Below are 18,101 nucleotides of genomic sequence, written 5' to 3'. Positions count from 1 at the left end.
ACCGCCAATGTCCGCGCTTCTCGAGGTTCGGAACCTGAACCTCGACTTCGGCTCCCCACGCGGACGTGTTCACGCACTGCGCAACGTTTCGCTGAACGTGCCGACCGGACAGATAGTCGGCATCGTCGGGGAGAGTGGATCCGGCAAATCCACGCTTGCGTATACCGTGATGGGGCTACTTCCAGAAAACGCTCAGGTTACTGCCGGCAGCATTATATTCGAAAGACGCGACCTGCTTACGCTGACTGCCCAGGCGCGACGCAGTCTGATGGGCGATCGCCTCTCCATGATCTTCCAGGATCCGATGACCGCGCTCAATCCGGTGCGGACCATCGAAAGCCAAATGATCGATATCCAACACCACGAACAACGAGGCCGTAGTGAAAAGCGCGCTCGTGCGATCGACATGCTCAAGCGCGTCGGAATTCCCGATCCGCAAAGCCGCATCGGAAATTATCCGCATCAGTTCTCTGGTGGCATGCGCCAGCGCATCTGCATTGCCATGGCACTTCTGGTGAGACCGGCGCTGCTCATAGCCGACGAGCCTACCACAGCGCTTGATGCAACGTTGGAAGTCCAGATCATCCATTTGCTCAAGGATCTGCAAAGGGAGATCGGTTGCTCCATCCTGTTTGTCTCCCATCATCTCGGCGTCGTCGCTGAATTGTGCGACCGAGTTGCCGTCATGTATGCGGGCGAGGTGGTGGAGCAGGGTGCCGTACGCGACATCTTCCATAATCCCGGCCATCCCTACACTCGGGCGCTGCTTGAGTGCGACCCTGGACGGATCAAACAGCGGACGCGCAATTTGCCGACCATCCCCGGAGACGTCCCCAGCCTGCTCGGAAGCAAAAAGGGATGTATCTTCCACCCGCGGTGTCCTCACGCATTCGAGCGCTGCGTGCATGAGACGCCTGGCGAATACCGTGTCGCTGCTGACCAGGTCGCGCGATGCCATCTGCTCGATCGGGCTGGGATGGTTGCGGTATGAGTGCGCTGCTGAGTGTCCAGGACCTGCGCGTCCGCTTCCGCACCATGGGCTCACTGAAGGCGCTCACCACGGGCACGGCAGATCCTTTCATTGACGCTGTGTGCGGCGTCTCCTTTGAAATCCGCAAGGGCGAGACGCTTGCCCTCGTCGGCGAAAGCGGATCTGGCAAATCCACCATCGCGCGCACGATCATCGGCCTTCAGCCGGCTGTTAGCGGCAGCATTCGTTTCGACGGGCAGGAACTTATCGGCCTCAAAGCGGCCGAACGAAAGTCCCACCTGCGCCGCATGACAATGATGTTCCAGGATCCCGTGGGCTCGCTCTCGCCGCGGCTGACCGTGCAGTCGCTCCTCACCGAGCCATTCCGCATACACGGCGTGAGCAATCGCGATCCCGGTGCCGAAGCAGAGCGCCTGTTGCGCACGGTCGGCTTGCCGGCGGACTTTGGGCGCCGCTATCCCCACCAGCTCTCTGGCGGTCAGGCCCGGCGCGTCGGCGTCGCACGTGCCCTTGCACTCAACCCAGACCTGATTATCGCCGACGAGCCCACAGCTGGGCTCGACGTGTCGGTCCAAGGCGAGGTGCTCAATCTGCTTGCTCGCCTGCAGGAGGAACTCGGGATCGCTGTCCTCATCATCACCCACAACCTCAATGTTGTGCGCCACATGGCCGATCGTATGGCGATCATGTATCTCGGCCGCATTGTCGAGATTGGCTCGACCGAAAGTATTTTCGAGTATCCGCGTCACCCATATACGCAAGCTTTGCTGTCGGCCAACCCAGTGCCCGATCCAGACGCCGTTCTCAACCGCATCGAGATCAAAGGCGAGGTGCCGAGCATGCTGAGACGCCCGTCCGGCTGCGAGTTCCACACGCGGTGCCAGTACGCGCAAGACATCTGCCGCCGAGTCTTCCCCGAGCCTTCCACAAGCCCCGCCGACGCATGGCACAGCTTCAGATGCCACTTCCCGCTGCAGCAAAAACCGCAGCAGGCCGCGGGTTCAGCGGCTGCTATCTCGCGGTAGCGGGTGGCTCTGAGAAAGGAGCCGTATGCGCGTATGCGCCGAGCGTGTGGCTCTTGCTTCTATCCCAGATCCTGACCCCGTCACTTCTTGCAGAAGCGCAGACAATGCGCTTATCGCTTGTATAGATACTGTGCTGCTGAAGGGAAATCGCGGGTCTGCCCAGTCACCCATGTTTATCGGTCTATCGCAAGCTGTCGTGCTGCGCTTACTGAGGATTACCGATTTATCGTGCCCTTAATTGAATCAAAATATTCCTGCCAATGAGGATGCGCGAGCATTTTCGCTCGTTTTCTTCTCCTCCGCTATGTTCCGTAGCGACAAAACGCAACGATGTGATTCAAATTCTCCGATATCGCAAATGAAATGGCCTACAAATTACGAACTCTCCGAGGGTCTCTTTCTGAAGGGAACTTTTCGTAGATCGCGATGAACTCGGCTGTCCGACTTGGGTCGATGCGGAGTCGCGTTCTTCATTCTCCGAGGATCGTGGCTACTTTACCTGAAACCCCAAGGCGAGTGGGTCGCGCTTATCGACGAGAATGGTATTATAACCGGTGATACGCGCCCATCCGCTGACGCTCGGAAGAATGGCATGACATCCTGCAACTTCCGCCACATCTTCCACACGACCATGGAATAGAGTGCCGATGATAGACTCGTGAACAAACGTTTCGCCGACGTTCAGCAACCCCTTTGCAACACGTTGTGCCATGCGAGAGGAGGTGCCGGTGCCGCAGGGCGAGCGGTCGATCCCGCGTTCACCGAAAAACACGGCGTTGCGTGCATTTGCTTCCGGGTGCCGGGCCTTATCAGCCCACATAACATGGCTTACTCCAGAAATCCGATCATTCTCTGGATGCACCGGCCTCACGGCATCCTGTACCAATTTGCGGACAACCGGGCTAATCTTGAGGATATCGTCGGCCGTCATGCTGTCGAGACCGGTCCAGTTCTTCTGAGGTTCCACAATGGCATAGAAGTTGCCACCATAGGAGACGTCCACAATCAGTTCTCCAATGCCTGGAACGTCGATTTTCGCGTTACTTGCATGAAGATATGCCGGCACATTATAGATGCGGACCCCGTCAATGAAACGACCGTTTCGTGTGTACTCCACCTCGACGCGGCCGGCGGGCACCTCAAGCGCCAGCCGCCCTTCGGTCTTCGGCACGACAAAACCCTGTTCGAGGGCGGCGGTTACCGTACCGATGGTGCCATGGCCACACATGGGAAGGCAACCGGAAACCTCGATGAACAGTACACCGATATCGCAATCCTCACGTGACGGGGATAGAGAATGGAGCCGGACATGACATCATGGCCGCGAGGCTCGAACATCAACGCCTGACGCACCCAGTCATGGTCGCGCAGGAATATCTGACGCTTTTCGGCCATGCTGACGTTGGGCAGCATAGGAGCTCCGCCGGCAACAACGCGAACGGGGCTGCCACATGTATGGGCATCAATGCATATGAAGGTATGGGGAGTCATTATTATCCTCCAGATCAGGAAAAACGGTTGGCGGAAAAGGGTGTTAGATCGATTGTTGGCGCTCTTTCGGCAACCATGTCTGCGACCAGCCGACCGGTCGTCGGCCCAAGCGTTAGCCCACAATGACTGTGACCATAGGCGTGGATGACGTCATTGCGGCGCGGCGAGAAACCGATCACCGGAAGTGTGTCGGGAGTCGTTGGACGATGCCCCATCCATCGTGTGCCGTCTGTTGATATGAGATCCGGGAGGTAAATCTTGGCCAGTTTTGCCAACGCGTCACTTCGACCATAATTGGCGGGCGCCTTTAGTCCTGCGAATTCGGCGGCGCCGCCGATCCGCAATCCCATATCCATCGGCGTAGCAACGAACTTGCGCTCTGCGAAAATGACCTCCCGGGAAAGCGTCACTCCAGAGTTTGGTATCGTGATGTTGTAGCCGCGTTCGCTTTCAAGCAACACGCGGTCGCCGATGGTCTTGGCGAGACGCGCCGACCATGCACCAGCCGCAATCACCAACTGGTCGAAGTCGATGTCTTGTCCTCCGCACATACGAAGATTCTTGCCTTCGATCGCAAGAGCCTCTCCGCTCACCAGCTTAGCGCCTCTGTTGACCATAAGTTCGCGCAGACGATCGACGACCCTCTTTGGATCATTGAAATGCGACCACTGCGGCGTCATCACCGCTTTCACGACAACTTTGCCAAGCGCCGGCTCCAGCCTGCGCGCCTCGTCGCCGTCTAGCTCATCAAAAACCAGGCCATAGCTTCGACGCAGGTCTCGATCTGCCGCGTCTGCAGCGAAGGCAGCCTCGGTTTCATAGACCCAAAGCGCTCCAACCTGGTGCAGTTCGTGCCTAAGCTTTAGCTCATCGAGCAGAGGAAGATAGTCGTTGTAGATAGGAGCGTTTAAGGCAGCCAGCGCTTTGGTGATACGGAGCATCTCACTTTTCGAGCCACTGCGCATGAAACGCAGGAGCCAGGGTGCGAGTTTCGGAAAATGGGTGGGACGGACAGAGAGCGGGCCAAGCGGGTCGAATAGCCAACCCGGTACTTTCCAAATCAATCCGGGCACACTGGCCGGCACGATTTCGGTGACGCCAAGCGCACCAGCATTCCCGAAGGAGGCCTTATCTCCCGCTGGGTTCCGATCTACGACGGTAACAGAACGACCATCTGCGAGCAGTGCTCGAGCGGCGCTCAGGCCAACAATGCCTGCTCCAACAACGACGATGTGGCTCATCGATCGCTCCGCGTATCGTTCGCCGAAAGGCGACGGTTGATATCTGCAACCAGGCTGGCGGTGGTAATCGTCGAAGTCTTTGGATTGTCTGGAGCAGGGCGATTGGCGAACCTCATAGATGGATCCTCTGTAGGCGCTGTGAACCTCAATATCATGTGTGTTAAGGCTACAGTCGCCAGGGCCCCTGTGAGGCCGGCATTAGGTTGCGAGGGTAAAGCCTGCTGCTTCATCGGCCCTACCTGTAGGAGGGGCCGCGCCGCGAGGCGTCCGCCTATCCCGATCAATTCTTCCCCGTCCATTCAGAAGGGACACTGCTCTAGTCTCACCGCCGGCCACCATCCGTACCTCGAACGCGCTGACCAGCCAGACATCGCCCGGCCTTGGTGCAAGCACTGGAAGCACCATGGCGGCGCACTCAAAGGCGTCGAACGATCTTCCTCACGCTCGCGAACAACGTCGCTGGAACGCCGCCTCCACTGAGCACTCAATCACCGGGGCAATGGCGACCGGCAATGGGATCGGCCCAGGTCTCGAACCTCCGCTTCATTGCCATTTTGTTAGGCAACGACAACCTGGTTCAGACGAGCAGGCGAGGAATGGCACGATCCCAGGTCTTCGCGAAGACTTCCTTATCACGATCGAAAGCCTTGATCTGACCCACGAACAAAAAGTTGTCCTTGGTCAAGCTAAAGCGAATGCAGCTCTCCACGCGAACATCCCAGTCATCGCGTTTCATAGCTTCGACATATTGAGTCTCGAGTTTCGCGCTGGTCGGATCATGGTCAAGTATTTCCGTCACCTCGCTGGCCGTCTTCGAAATTTCCGTGCCGGTGGCGTCAATTCTGTAACGTCCGGCAGCCAAACCAGCAAGCACATCGCCATGAAAAAAGGTACGCGTCGTAAGTTTATTGGTTGCGATATCCCATTCATGGGTTCTGGTTGGCGCAGGTGCTCGCTGCAAAACCGTTCGTCCAGACGTAGGCTCCGGTACGAAAGCCGGACCGAAGGAGTTCAGGTCCGCATCTTCAGCGCGCGGCGGTCGTACAGGGAGTTCGAGCTCGGACCTACCGGTATAAACCCTCAGCGTCACCGGCTCCGGCGAAGGCCAGAACGCCGGCCAATAGGTCGTCGATACGGCAATTCGGATACGTCTGCCGGATTTAAAGACATGGGCACAATCCTGCAAAGGCAAGCGGACGCGATAGCGCTTGCCGGGTTTAACCGGCTCGGGAAACTCATGGCTGTTCCGGTGGGTGAGATTGAGCACACCATAAGTGATCCGCTTCGAGAGGCCGTCGGGCTCGACCTCATTGAGCCGAACGGCCAGGGCGGCCACCGGCTTGTCGACAGCAAGATCGAGCGTGACCACCGGTTGGCCGAGAACTTCGAACTCCTCCTTGAGCGGCTCAGTATCGAATGTCAGCGAGCGAGCATCGTCCACTCGCTGATCGGTCGGCGCCTCGATGTCGATATCTCTAGCACTCCAGCGCGGCGACGTTACTCCGACCGTCTGCAAAGGCTGGAGGACATGGTCGGTTTCAGCACCGGCATTACTCCCTAGTCCATCCTGGGTGAGATAGAGTTTGCGGGGCGTGATGCGCGGCGACGGCCAGCTTTCCTCGGCCACCCACCGTCCCGGACTCTGGTGCATGCCGCGCATTGTCGGCTCTTGCTGCATCCAGGCCCGGTACATCGGCTCGGCCATGATGCCGGTATCGATATCCTTGAGCCAGTAATCCCACCAGCGCAGCGATTCGGTGAGCCAGTCTATCCCCGGCCCTGGATCGACGTCGTTAGGATACTGATGTCCCCAGGGACCGCTGAGCCCCTTGCGCGGGCATTTCAGATTGGTGAGCATGCGGTTAACGGTGCAACGATAGGGATCAGCCCAGCCTCCTACGGCATACACCGCACAATCGATGCTAGCATAGTCTTCACTGATCGATCCGTGCTTCCAGAACGCATCGCGGTGCTGGTGAATAACCCAATTCAGCGAAGGGAAGTCCATGTTCTTGAGCCGCTGCATCCACATCTCGCGCCAGCGGTCCCCTACGATTGCCGGATCGGGCGAGCGTGCACACAGAGCGGGCCATTGTCCTCCCCACTCGAAGAACATATTTTCGTTGATTAAGCCGCCTGTGTGATGCGCGTCGTCTGTATAGCGGTCGTCGGTCGAGCACACCGTGATGATCGCCTTGAGCTCAGGTGGACGGCGCGCAGCCACTTGCAGCGCGCTAAACCCGCCCCAAGATTTCCCGAACATGCCGACCTTGCCGGTACACCAGGGCTGACTGGCCAGCCATGCGATGATCTCCACCCCGTCGTCCTGCTCCTGTTTGACATATTCATCTTGCGGTAGTCCCTCCGAGTCGCCCGATCCGCGAATGTCGGGCCGCACACAGGCATACCCGTGGGATGCCAAATAGGGGTGTATGGTCTCATCGCGAAACCGCGTTACATCACGCTTGCGGTAGGGGATATATTCCAGGAGCGCTGGCACCGGATTTTCCTCGGCATCCTCGGGCAGCCACATGCGAGCCGCAAGCTTCGTGCCATCAGACATCGGAATCCAGATGTTCTCGATGTCGCGCACTCGGCGTGGACCTGTTCGTACTCCAGCCTCTGGGGCTTGGGCGCCGCCTGTCGTTGTGCTCACGGATCTCCCAGCATTGTTGCCGGTGAGAAGCGCCGCGTTCACACCCTCAGGAGCGGTGCGCATTACCGAGCCATCACCGTCCTTCTCGATAGCGGTCATTTGACATACCCCCTCTCTTCGAAGTCGACACAAGCGACGTCGAGTAGCACTGGGTCGCGTTCTCGCCGACTCTCTCCTCCCGGTGCCTATTTGAGGATAACGACAATATGTCGACAGTCAAGTCGACCTTTCACTCTGGGGCGCAACCAAGCAAATCTGCTTTCCAGCATGCCTACCTTCAGAACCGGAACTTTTCGTCGCGGTCGAGTATGTAATTCGGCTTCGCGCTCACGGCTTCGGGCGGGTGGATTTCCCGCAGCTTGGGCGTCGCGGCTAAAAGGCAGGGTAGCAAAAGCGCACTGCGGTGGATCGCGACGGTTAGCAAAAAAACGTGTTGGACTAAGCCGCCGGCACGGGTGGCCCGCTATGAGCGTTCAAATGAAGCGGCATCAAAAGGGACTGGGCGGCTGAAAAGCTCCTTCCGCTTCCCAAGAAGCCGCAGAACTTGCCGGGTATTGAGCGCGGAATTGTGCCTTCCATGCTCTCCCTCATGCGCTGGCGAAGTTGGGTCATGACAAACTCCTCGGCTGAAAGCAGCCACTCCGATGCTGACGCAGTCGAACACATGACCAGCGCGTCAGACGACGCGATCAACATTGGTAAGCGCGCTTTTTGGAGCACACTAGGGCGAGCACCGGGGTCCTGCGGGTCTGGATTGTCGCATTGAAAATTGGGGTTTCGAGCGTCAGCAGGTGTTTTGGTGCGCACGTTCGCCGAAGTTGAACGTCAGCAGATCCTCGATGTCGGCGTCAGTTAAGCGCTGGGGCAATTCAGTGAGCACGTGGCGTAGCCAGGCACGTGCATGGGATGACTATCGACGTCGCCAAGGACCACCTGCGTGAGCATTGGCCAAGCACTCGGTCTCAATTGCTCAAGGGAACCTACCAGCCGCAGCCGGTCAAGCGGGTCGAAATCCCCAAGCCGGAGGGCGGGGTCAGAAAGCTCGACGTGCCTTGCGTCGTCGACAGGCTGATCCAGCAAGCCCTGCTGCAGGTTCTCCAGGAGCAGTGGGACCCGACATTCTCCGAGCACAGCGGCTTCCGTCCGGGACGCTCCGCTCATCAGGCGGTAGCCCAAGCGCAATGCTACATTGCCGAGGGCTACAGCTATGTGGTCGATCTTGATCTCGAAAGATTTTTCGATCGAGTCAATCACGACAGCCTGGTGGCGCGCCTCGCCGCGATGGTGGCGGACAAGCGTGTGCTCAAACTCATCCGGGCATTCCTCAATGCCGGGGTGATGGAGGACGGCTTGGTCCGTCCGGTGGACGAGGGGACCCCGCAAGGCGGTCCGCTCTCGCCCCTCCTGAGTAACCTCCTGCTCGACGATCTCCGCTTCTGCCGCTACGCCGACGACTGCAACGTGTATGTTCGCAGCCGCGCCGTCAGCCGGTTCCTGACCCAGAAGCTGTTGCTGAAGGTCAACGCGGCGAAGGGTTCGGTGGCGCGGCCGGAGGAGCGGAAGTTCCTGGGGTTCAACCTCGCGAATGACGTGAGCGAGCGGCGCATCGCGCCGAAGGCCCTCGCCAAGTTCAAGGCGCTGAGCGGGGATCTGACACGCGGGACCCGGGGCAGAATGCGGCCGCCAAAAACACCCCACGGGGCGGTCGGAGGTGATCAGGATCGATCCCTTCTCGTAGTGCCGTGACACGAGTTGGAAGAACAGGTGGGCGGCATTGCCTCGAAGGGCAGATAGCCAAGTTCGCCGATGATGAGCAGCGTTCGGCCGTGACAGGATCGCCAATTGCTTGTCGAACGAGCCGTCGCTGTGGGCCTTGGCCAGCGTCGCCTCCAAAGTAGCAGCCACGATCAACTGCACGTTGTAATTCTGACGGATCGCCTCCCGCCATCATCATCGATGAATATCTCGGCCGTTCGGGGTCCGGCGCCACCCGGCCGGGCTTCGAGAAACTTCTGGCGGCAAGCCGGGCGGTTGCAGTCCTCGCCATTGAAGCCTCCCGACTGGCGCGCAATGGCCGGGACTGCACACGCCCACCGAGTTTTGCGGCCTTGTCGGAACGCTCATCATCGACGAGGACGGCATCTACGAGCCGCATTATCCGAACGATAGGCTGCTGCTTGGCATGAAGGGCACCATCAGCGAACTGGAACTTTCGATCCTCCGGGCCCCGCACGATCGAAGCTATGAAGCAGAGGCGCGGCGGGGCGAATTTGTGGCGATCAGTTACGCGAAGTCGGGTCGGAACCGGATCGAGAAAGACCCTTATCTGCCGAGGCCGTGCGTCTCAAAGGGAAGCCACGCGCCCAAGAGACACGCGGCCTTTCGAAATGTCGCACGGGCGGAACGACTAAATTTAGGCCTTGGGCACGAAAGGCGATGGGCGTCGGCCCGCGTCTTGCCGCTCTACCATCCAGCCGGGATATTCGGCCGGTAGCGCGCTGACCTCGTCGAGAAGGACGAGATCGTCGGTGTCCAGTTTCACTTCGGTCGCGGCAAGGTTCTGTTCGAGCTGGTCCATGCGGCTGGCGCCGATGATGACGCTCATCACGAAAGGCTTGTCCAGCACGTAGCCCAGCGCCACCGTGGCGACGCTGACGTGATGCTTCTTGGCGATCTCGCGCATGGCGGCGACCGCGGCCCAGGCACGATCCTCGTTGACCGGCGGGAAGTCGAAGGAAGCGCGGCGGCCTTCGCCATTGCCCGGCGCGCCGGGACCATATTTGCCCGACAGCAGCCCGCCGGCCATCGGCGACCAGACCATCAGGCCGAGCTTTTCCTCGTTGAGCAACGGCACGATCTCGCGCTCGAGATCGCGGCCGGCGATGGAATAGTAGGACTGCACCGTCTCGAAGCGGGCATAGTCCTTGCGCCCGGCGATGCCCAGCGCCTTGGCGATGCGCCAGGCCTGCCAGTTGGAGACGCCGACATAACGCACCTTGCCGCTGGCGACGAGGTCGTCGAGCGCCCGCAGCGTCTCGTCGATCGGCGTCACCGTGTCGGTGCCGTGCAGCTGGTAGAGGTCGATATGGTCGGTCTGCAAACGCTCGAGGCTGCCGTCGATCGAATCCATGATGTGGCCGCGCGAGGAGCCGCGCTGGTTCGGACCTTCGCCCATGACGCCGTGCACCTTGGTGGCGATAATCACGTCCGAGCGCTTGACGCCGAGATCCTTGAGCGACTGGCCGAGCAGTCGCTCGGACTGGCCGAAGGAATAGACGTCGGCGGTGTCGAAGAAATTGACGCCGGCGGCGATCGAGCGGGCCACGATCTCGTTCACGCCTTTCTGGTCGAGGCTGGCGATAAGGCGCCATTCAGCGTTCTCGCCGGCGGCGCCGAAGGTAAGGGTGCCGAGGCAGAGTTCGGAGACGAACAGGCCGGTGTTACCGAGTTGGTTGTAGCGCATGGTGGAATTTTTCCCGAGAGAAGGAGTGAATGAGATGACGGAAATAGGAAATAGGAGCGGGCCGTGTCGTTTCAAACGTGGCCATAGTGCTCGCGATGAACGACGACTGAAAAGGCGTAGTCGAGCAACGTACTCCAAGAGAAAATAGGCAACCTCACTTCGCGCTGCACACAGCGTGCGAACGGCTGAAGTCCTGTGCAAACGAAAATCAATGCGCACAGGTCGGGGTTCTTGGAGACGAAGTCCTTACACGCAGTAACGAACTCGGCTTCGGCGCGTTCGAAACTGGCCGTCGGAACCGGAGACCACTTGTCTGCGCTCCACAAATTCTCGAATTCCGGGCACGAATAGTCTTCGCTCACTCCCATGAACGCAAGGTTTGACGTCGGATCGATTCCGACGCTGACGAGATGGTGCTCGGTCAGCCGCCGAGGGAAGGCACACACAATCCCAAGGCGTCTCGTGCTTCCGGTCAGCCGCTGCGCGAGAGGTACCTGCAAAAGGCTCGACATAAATACAGGCACCGATACTTCGGCCGCCACCTCTTTCTGGAAATACGAAAAGTGAGCGCACTCAGCAGCGATGGCTCGGCACCCCATACGTTCGAGTCGACGCGCGGCCTGCAGTATGGGTTCTAGGCAAGCGGATTTATCCGACTGAATTATGAGCCGATCGGTGTCGACACCTTCGACTACGTCGTATTGGACGGGGAATGGATACGCACTTGCGTTCCGTACAGAGCCGGGAAAACCAGGATATACCTCATCGAGCAGCATGATCCCCAAACCCATGCCGCAACCATATGTACCCGGTTGGGGGCGAATGTCATCTATCCCAAAGTCGCGGTTTCCAGACATTATATGACTCCCAAGCTGAGAATGTAGCGGATGAATTAAGGGGGCACTGTCACTCGCGATAAGACCGTCGCCAAAACCTGCCGCCTTACGAGAAGGGGCTTCAAGAGTCGTGCCAACTGCAGAAATATCAGTTGGAAGAGTGTTATGCCCGTCATTCAACGGGTTTAAATATACAGCGCAACGAAGCCACGCCCGACCGTGTCTCAGACTCGACGAAACCGACGTAGGTGTCGGTCGCTGGCGTCAACTGATTCATGTAGTCCAAGGCTCAGAGTCCTCTCTGATTGGGGTCGCCGTGGTCAAGGTGCTCCTGCACTTTTTCTCGGACCGTTCCGCGGGTCACTCGCTTCTCTTCGCGGTCGGCGCTTGGGCCGCCGCATGATGGGGATCAGGAGAGCGAGACGTCTCGATCTGGTTCACGACCTTGCGAACCTTGGTTCGGCAGGTTCAGGACTCTCAACGAGATCGCCTCGCCCATCGTCCCCACGGAACGATCCGGGCATCGCCCTTTCGGGCGAAAGCTTTGTTCGTGTTCCTTGCTCCTTTGATCCGTCTCGGTCACGCTGCCAGTGCGGCAGGCTCCTTTCCAAAGCGGAACTCGGTTGCGTCGGCCCACATGCGGTGCAGGATGACGCCCAGTTTGCGGGCCACCGTCACGCGGGCACGCGCCATGCCGCGGCGTCTGGCGATGTTCATACCCCAGGCGTGCAAGCTCGACCATTTCTTCGAGCGCACGAGCAGCGAATGCGCCGCCTCGTAGAGGGTGGTGCGGGCGAGTTCGTCGCCGCAGCGGCTGACCTTGCCCTGGACGTCGGTCTCGCCCGACTGATAGCGCGCCGGCGTCAGCCCCAGATGTGCCCCCACCGCCCGCGAAGAGCCGAACCGCTCCGGCCGGTCAACGGTGGCGCGGAAGCTGAGCGCGGCGATCGGCCCGACGCCCGGCGCGCTCATCAGCCGCCGACACACTTCCTCCTTGCGGACGATGTGGAGAACCTGCTTGGTCAAGCGGGCGAACTCCTTCAGCGTGACGCTGAGGATCGCAGGAAGCGGCTCGACCATTGCCATCACCTCGGTGCCAGCCAGCTCGCGCACGCGATCAGCAAAGGCGGTGCGCGACGGCGTGCCGAGCTTGACGCCGGTCTCGCGTAGCATGGCGCGCACAACATTCTCGATGCTGCGCATCTCGTTCAGCACAGTGCGGCGGGCAACCAGCAGCGCGCGCCACAACCGGCATTGCCGGCTCTTGACATGCACCTGCCGGTACCAGCCGGTGCGCATGATCTGCGCCAGCGCGCGGGCATCGTTGCGATCGGTCTTGTTCGGCATCGTCTTCATGGCCGCATTGGCCTGGCGTGTCTCGATGCAGATCGCCGGCAGGCCTTCGGCGCGCAATCCGTCGTGAAGCCAGGCCGTCAGCGAGCACGCTTCCAGGCCGAGGCGCTCCAGCGGAAGCCCGACTTTGCGCAGCGCCTTGATCAACGCCTCGGGCTCGCTCGCCGCACGCATTTCCTTGACGATCCGGCCGCTCTCCTCGACCACGCAGATTGCAGTCTCTTCCAAAGACACGTCCAGTCCGGCAAAATACTTCATGACTGCTCCTTCCCGATGCTTGTAGCGAATCAACTCGGCCACGTTCTCACATCTCGACAGGAGCAGCCGCCCTTATCCGGGCTCGGCAAAGACCCTCACCCCATCCGGCCCAAGCCGGCAGTTAACCCTAAAGCTCAGTATAGCGGCAAAGACATATTGAGGATATTGTGGCGGAGCTCGGAATAAGCACTTGCTCGTCCGGGACCCTTGCTGATGACCGGTATGCTAGTTATTGTGAGCGGCCTTTTCTCAGTCATGAATTCCTTTCCTATGACGTCGCCTAGCAGGCTGTTGAAAAAGTCATTCGCCGCCGAGCCATGAGCGTGATTCATTGGCTCCGAAGGGATTCGGAGGTGAAGGGTGCGCGGCGGCGACGATCGAACTGGCGAACTGTTCAGCTACGTGGACCTTGAAGCCCGTGTTCGGCGCAATCATCCATTGCGGGCGATCCGGACCATCGTGAATGAGGCGCTGTCGGCACTGGAGGGGGAGTTCGCGGCGCGGTATTCGCCGATCGGGCGGCCATCGATCCCGCCTGAGAAGCTGCTCAGAGCGATGCTGTTGCAGGCGTTCTATTCGATCCGCTCGGAGCGGCTTTTGATGGAGCGGCTGGAATACGACCTCTTATTCCGCTGGTTCGTCGGCATCGGCGTCGACGATGCGGCATGGAACCATTCAGTGTTCTCGAAGAATCGTGACCGGCTGCTGGAAGGCGACATCGCGGCGAAGTTCCTGGCGGCGGTGCTGGCGCAGCCCAAGGTGAAGAGACTTCTGTCGACGGACCACTTCTCGGTCGACGGCACGCTGGTCGAGGCCTGGGCCTCGATGAAGAGCGTCAAAGCGAAGGACGGTTCGGACGAGCCACCGGCGCAAGGCGGTGGGCGCAACACCGAAGCGGACTTCCATGACCAGAAGCGATCGAACGACACGCATGCCTCGACCACCGATCCGGACGCCAGGCTGTACCGCAAGGGCAAAGGCAAGGAGACCAAGCTGTGCTTCATCGGGCATGGGCTGATGGAGAACCGCCACGGCCTGCTGGTCGATGCCTGCCTGACACTGGCCGACGGACATGCCGAGCGAGTGGCGGCCCTGCACATGATCGAGTCGCGCGCCGAGCGGCCTCGGGCGATCACGCTTGGTGCCGACAAGGCCTACGACGCGGAGGACTTCATCAATGAGTTGCGTTCGATGAAGGTGACGCCGCACGTGGCGCAGAACACGAGCGGGCGAAGTTCGGCGACCGATCGCCGAACGACCCGGCACGGCGGCTATGCCGTCAGCCAGTGTATTCGCAAGCGGATCGAGGAGGCGTTCGGCTGGATCAAGACGGTCGCCGGGCAGGCGAAGACCAAGTTGCGCGGCCGCGACCGCGTCGGGTGGGCCTTCACCTTCGCGGCTGCCGCCTACAACCTGGTGCGGCTGCCCAGGCTCATCGCGGTGCCGACATGACTGCGCCCGCAGGCTGCCAGTTGATCGGCCGCTGGCGCATCGTCGAAGCCGATCTGTGGGATCGCAGCTACCTGAACCTCGGCGGCCCCGCCATGATCACCATCGGCGGCGACAACAATGGCGAGATCGCCTTTGGCGCCCTGCAGGCCAGCCTCGATCTCAGCTACAGCCCCTCGATGGTTCACTTCACATGGGCCGGATGTGACGAGATGGACGAAGTCAGAGGCGACGGCCACGCCGAACTGCTCGACGACGGCTCGATCGAGATCACATTCACCTACCACAACGGCGACGAGGCCATCCTCAAGGCCAAGCGCGATACTTCTTCAACAGCCTGCTAGATCGAATGCAGACCGCTCTCCTAGATGCCGTAATGGGCGACCTAGCCAGGTTTGTGTGGGTGTCACTCAGAATGAGCGGCCGACAGACAGTCGTCGAAATAGCGGACCAGTACCTCGGGCTCGCTGCTCGAGCACGATCGTTCCGGGGTCGCGTCCAAAATGCACAAGCTGCTCTCTTCCAGAGAGACATCGATTCCCGCACAGTGTTCCATGGCTGTTCCTCTCATGATGTATGGAGCCGATCACTCCGACTCCGTTTCAACACCATCATTGATGGTCGAGGCGGGCCATTGTCGCAATGGCTATGGCGCGACTCAGGGTGAGGCAATACGCGTCTCACCTTGATGGTCGCCGCGCACGATGGCTGCATGTCGGGGGCCGTTCTCGCCGAAGATCGACGCCTCGCAATGACGGGACTCACGACTATTATCCGCGGCCGATATCAGCAGCTTCAGAAGCTTCTGCCGCTTGAAGAAACGCGAACGGTTCTCGTGGGCGCCCACATCATTCGGACATCGAGCCAACAATCGCGGCGCTTGATGCTGCTATCGCGGCGATCACCGAGTCCACCAAGCAGAATGCGGCGCGCGACTTCCTCGTGCTGGCACAGGAAAGGCCGCAACACTATCGCACCGCGCGGAACGCTGCCAAGGTGTCCGACATCTACGGCACGGTGACGATGGCCGCGCTTGAGAAAAATCTATAAGGACCTCGAGAGCGCGTTCGCTAGTCACTACCGGGAAGGCCTGCGGCCCGAGGGCTGATTTGCTAGCCCAAATAGTTGGACGCTCCTTGTAAGAGAGGGCGTCTTTGCAGAGCTATTGAGTCAGGCGTAAGCCTCGCGCGCTTGCCATTCACCGTATCGTTTCGACTGGCGTTACACATCCGGTTATTGCCGACGCGATTGCGGCCTGCATGAGAGCGAGACTTCCAATATTGTCCCGACCCGGGCTGGCGTAAGGTGCGACCGTGCCAGTCTCGACGGCGCGTGCAAAGGATGCCAAGCTTTCTCGGCGGCCGAACGACGGCATCTCGGGAAGGCCGATCGGCACTACCGGCTGGCCGCGCCGGCGGATCGCGACGTGATCACCGTGCAACGTGAGATCGCGGTCACCGCGGCAAGTCCAGACGATCTCGCCTTCGGCGCATTCCAAATGCCATTCGCCGCCATAGGGTGTCGCCTCTCCAGCACTAAGCCAGTTACCGCGGTAGGTAACTACGGTACCTCGATCGAAGATGATCGTCGCAGCTGCCCCCGGCGGTTCTCGGAAGGAACTGCCGGGCGGCTGCCAAGCTGTACAATAAACCTGCCGGGGTTCCTGTCCGAGAACCATACGCATAAGGTCAAAGTGATGAATGCTAAGGTCCTCGAGTAGAGGTTGTCGCAAGGCGTAGTAATCTTCCTCGGCCGGAGCATAATTCACAAACCGCCGGAACTCAATGTGGACTGTGCTGATCGTGCCAAGTGCTTGCTGTCTGACAAGCCGGGCGGCGGTTAAGGCTGCAGGAAAAAAGCGGAAGTTCTGGCTCACCATAAGGATGAGGTCGTAACGGTCTGCCATATCGACCAGGTGTGTTGCCTCAACGATAGTAGACACAAACGGCTTCTCCACCAAAACGTGCTTGCCGGCCTCAAGTGCGAGTGCAATGAGAGAAGCATGAGCCGCGAGGTTAGCGGTGATCAAGATTGCGTCGGCATCAATGTTCGAGAGAGCTGCCTCGAGAGTTGAGAAGCACTGGTCCAGGCGAGCCCCTAGCTGCGACCTCACTCTCTGCAGCATTTTTGGGTTCGGCTCCACCCAACCTACCGCCTCGACCTCGGGCACTCGAGGTATTATGGTCTCAGCCCAGTCAATGCCCCATGGACCGAGTCCTACCTGGATTATCCGAACTGGCATAATTCAGGCTCCTTTACTATTCAGACGAAGCAAGGAAGCTGCCTTCGTAGAGGGCGATGCAATCCGCTTCGCGCATTGTGCGTACTTGCTTTTAGCTTTCGCCCTCGGCTGGTCGTTGTCCCAACATGGGTGATGAGCGGTTGAGCCAGCGTTCACGTGCAGCAGATGGTTTCTTTGCCAAGTGGTCGAATGCGAGCAATGTCTCGGCTTTCGATTGCTCACAGGCCGGCGATACGTGTTGGCGGAAGGTCGTTGCTGACGTCCAGAGATATTAATGCGATGCTGCTTCATTTTACATTACTGGTTGTTTTGAGGCCCAAATTCGAGCGCTAAAGCCACAGTTGCGATTGTCAGTGAGGGCCGCTATATATGCAAATTAAGATTTAGTTAAGGTTTTTCGACTGTTTGATGTTATTACCGCATCAGCCACTTGAATGACCTGATATGAGAGGGTTCCGTCGCAAACTCCAGCCGGGGTCGCAAAGGCAGGTTGAGCGTCACGCGGCGCTCGTGCGGCGAGGATTTCGAACTCCTTGGCATGAGGGTGTCTGACCGTAGGCAAACCTCGCCGGTCGTTTGCGCATCATATGAACCATTCGATGCCCAAGAGGATAATTTCGGCGGTTGTCGTGTTGTCGTTGACTTGAAGGCCGAGCATGGACCGGACGCGGCGCTTGATTCACCTGTGATCCTGTTCGATGCGGGTGTTGAAATTCTGGCTCTTGCGGTTCTGATCGGCTTCAGTGCTCGTCGCGATCGATCCCGCAGGCCATTTTCAAGATCGCAAAAGATCAGATGGCCTCGTGATTGGTCTGGCTGCCGTCGATGGCGATACGTTCCGGCCTGCATGGCACTGCAGGGCCTTCCGTAAGAAGAGTTTGGACCGCCGGCAGGTCGCAGCTTTTGCTGAAGAAGAATTCGACCGTATCGCCGAGGCTGTCGATGGCGCGATAGAGGTACATCCATTGGCTCGAACCTTGTTGCAGGTTTCGTCCATGTGCCTCTTTCCAGTGACGCTCCGCTTGCGCCGGTTGAATCGGTCCAGCAGCTTAAGCGAGAAGCGCACGACGGGAACGCCTCGTGATTCCCTCTCAAG

At 59.5% G+C, this 18,101-nt stretch carries 11 protein-coding genes and 4 pseudogenes; 6 read left to right on the top strand and 9 right to left on the bottom strand.

The genetic code is table 11. The annotated features are described in order from the left end of the window. Window positions 1-7 precede the first annotated feature (7 nt). Together EJ070_RS19515 and EJ070_RS19510 are read left to right on the top strand one after the other, a co-directional pair. Window positions 8-991 (top strand): ABC transporter ATP-binding protein, encoded by a 984-nt coding sequence (locus tag EJ070_RS19515; protein ID WP_245464613.1) that lies wholly within the window; start codon window positions 8-10, stop codon window positions 989-991. Beyond that, window positions 988-2,016 carry an ABC transporter ATP-binding protein gene (locus EJ070_RS19510; protein WP_126092801.1) on the top strand — a complete coding sequence of 343 codons (1,029 nt, stop codon included), beginning with the start codon at window positions 988-990 and terminating at the stop codon, window positions 2,014-2,016. Before EJ070_RS19515 ends, EJ070_RS19510 begins: the two co-directional genes overlap by 4 nt. 490 nt (window positions 2,017-2,506) lie before the next feature. Here the strand turns inward: EJ070_RS19510 and EJ070_RS19505 are convergent. The 3 genes and pseudogenes from EJ070_RS19505 to EJ070_RS19495 form a co-directional block, all read right to left on the bottom strand. Continuing rightward, window positions 2,507-3,507: pseudogene (locus tag EJ070_RS19505) on the bottom strand (4-hydroxyproline epimerase). 14 nt (window positions 3,508-3,521) lie between these two features. Further along, on the bottom strand, window positions 3,522-4,748 hold the full coding sequence (locus EJ070_RS19500) for an FAD-binding oxidoreductase (RefSeq protein ID WP_126092800.1): 1,227 nt from the start codon (window positions 4,746-4,748) through the stop codon (window positions 3,522-3,524). A gap of 577 nt (window positions 4,749-5,325) precedes the next feature. Beyond that, window positions 5,326-7,503, bottom strand: a complete 2,178-nt coding sequence (locus EJ070_RS19495) for a CocE/NonD family hydrolase (RefSeq protein WP_245464612.1) — start codon at window positions 7,501-7,503, stop codon at window positions 5,326-5,328. Window positions 7,504-8,310: 807 nt separating this feature from the next. Here EJ070_RS19495 and EJ070_RS19485 point away from each other — a divergent pair. Further along, window positions 8,311-9,150 carry a reverse transcriptase domain-containing protein gene (locus tag EJ070_RS19485; protein ID WP_126092799.1) on the top strand — a complete coding sequence of 280 codons (840 nt, stop codon included), beginning with the start codon at window positions 8,311-8,313 and terminating at the stop codon, window positions 9,148-9,150. On the opposite strand, the pseudogene EJ070_RS19480 reads toward EJ070_RS19485, so the two are convergent. After that, window positions 9,097-9,348 (bottom strand): annotated as a pseudogene (locus EJ070_RS19480) (ATP-binding protein); the annotation flags it as partial. The gene EJ070_RS19485 and the pseudogene EJ070_RS19480 sit on opposite strands and share 54 nt — an antisense overlap. A gap of 5 nt (window positions 9,349-9,353) precedes the next feature. On the opposite strand from EJ070_RS19480, the pseudogene EJ070_RS19475 reads away from it, so the two are divergent. Next, window positions 9,354-9,727, top strand: a pseudogene (locus EJ070_RS19475) (recombinase family protein); the annotation flags it as partial. Between the two features lie 90 nt (window positions 9,728-9,817). On the opposite strand, the gene EJ070_RS19470 reads toward EJ070_RS19475, so the two are convergent. From EJ070_RS19470 to EJ070_RS19460, 3 genes are all read right to left on the bottom strand, one after another. Next, window positions 9,818-10,867 (bottom strand): aldo/keto reductase, encoded by a 1,050-nt coding sequence (locus tag EJ070_RS19470; protein WP_126092798.1) that lies wholly within the window; start codon window positions 10,865-10,867, stop codon window positions 9,818-9,820. Window positions 10,868-10,938: 71 nt separating this feature from the next. Continuing rightward, on the bottom strand, window positions 10,939-11,724 hold the full coding sequence (locus EJ070_RS19465; protein ID WP_210211953.1) for a hypothetical protein: 786 nt from the start codon (window positions 11,722-11,724) through the stop codon (window positions 10,939-10,941). 558 nt (window positions 11,725-12,282) lie between these two features. After that, a complete protein-coding gene (locus tag EJ070_RS19460) occupies window positions 12,283-13,314 on the bottom strand; it encodes an IS110 family transposase (protein ID WP_126092797.1) in 1,032 nt (343 codons plus the stop codon). A gap of 360 nt (window positions 13,315-13,674) precedes the next feature. Between EJ070_RS19460 and EJ070_RS19455 the strand changes: the two genes are divergently transcribed. After that, window positions 13,675-14,766: an IS5 family transposase gene (locus EJ070_RS19455; RefSeq protein ID WP_126092796.1), complete on the top strand. Its 1,092-nt coding sequence runs from the start codon at window positions 13,675-13,677 to the stop codon at window positions 14,764-14,766. Continuing rightward, window positions 14,763-15,107, top strand: coding sequence for a hypothetical protein (locus EJ070_RS19450; protein WP_126092795.1), 345 nt, complete (start codon window positions 14,763-14,765; stop codon window positions 15,105-15,107). Before EJ070_RS19455 ends, EJ070_RS19450 begins: the two co-directional genes overlap by 4 nt. Window positions 15,108-15,961: 854 nt before the next feature. On the opposite strand, the gene EJ070_RS19445 is transcribed toward EJ070_RS19450, so the two are convergent. Together EJ070_RS19445 and EJ070_RS37105 are read right to left on the bottom strand one after the other, a co-directional pair. Continuing rightward, a complete protein-coding gene (locus EJ070_RS19445) occupies window positions 15,962-17,005 on the bottom strand; it encodes a Gfo/Idh/MocA family oxidoreductase (protein ID WP_126092794.1) in 1,044 nt (347 codons plus the stop codon). Between the two features lie 511 nt (window positions 17,006-17,516). After that, window positions 17,517-18,002, bottom strand: a pseudogene (locus tag EJ070_RS37105) (DDE-type integrase/transposase/recombinase); the annotation flags it as partial. Window positions 18,003-18,101: the final 99 nt, after the last annotated feature.

It is taken from the genome of Mesorhizobium sp. M1E.F.Ca.ET.045.02.1.1, assembly GCF_003952485.1.
Classification (GTDB): Bacteria; Pseudomonadota; Alphaproteobacteria; order Rhizobiales; family Rhizobiaceae; genus Mesorhizobium.
This window is presented reverse-complemented; position numbering and strand designations above follow the sequence as displayed.

Coding starts and splice junctions, on each gene's coding strand:
- EJ070_RS19465 (WP_210211953.1), bottom strand. CDS start 11,724: ATGTCTGGAAACCGCGACTTTGGGATAGATGACATTCGCCCCCAACCG.
- EJ070_RS19510 (WP_126092801.1), top strand. CDS start 988: ATGAGTGCGCTGCTGAGTGTCCAGGACCTGCGCGTCCGCTTCCGCACC.
- EJ070_RS19485 (WP_126092799.1), top strand. CDS start 8,311: ATGACTATCGACGTCGCCAAGGACCACCTGCGTGAGCATTGGCCAAGC.
- EJ070_RS19515 (WP_245464613.1), top strand. CDS start 8: ATGTCCGCGCTTCTCGAGGTTCGGAACCTGAACCTCGACTTCGGCTCC.
- EJ070_RS19495 (WP_245464612.1), bottom strand. CDS start 7,503: ATGACCGCTATCGAGAAGGACGGTGATGGCTCGGTAATGCGCACCGCT.
- EJ070_RS19500 (WP_126092800.1), bottom strand. CDS start 4,748: ATGAGCCACATCGTCGTTGTTGGAGCAGGCATTGTTGGCCTGAGCGCC.
- EJ070_RS19460 (WP_126092797.1), bottom strand. CDS start 13,314: ATGAAGTATTTTGCCGGACTGGACGTGTCTTTGGAAGAGACTGCAATC.
- EJ070_RS19450 (WP_126092795.1), top strand. CDS start 14,763: ATGACTGCGCCCGCAGGCTGCCAGTTGATCGGCCGCTGGCGCATCGTC.
- EJ070_RS19445 (WP_126092794.1), bottom strand. CDS start 17,005: ATGCCAGTTCGGATAATCCAGGTAGGACTCGGTCCATGGGGCATTGAC.
- EJ070_RS19470 (WP_126092798.1), bottom strand. CDS start 10,867: ATGCGCTACAACCAACTCGGTAACACCGGCCTGTTCGTCTCCGAACTC.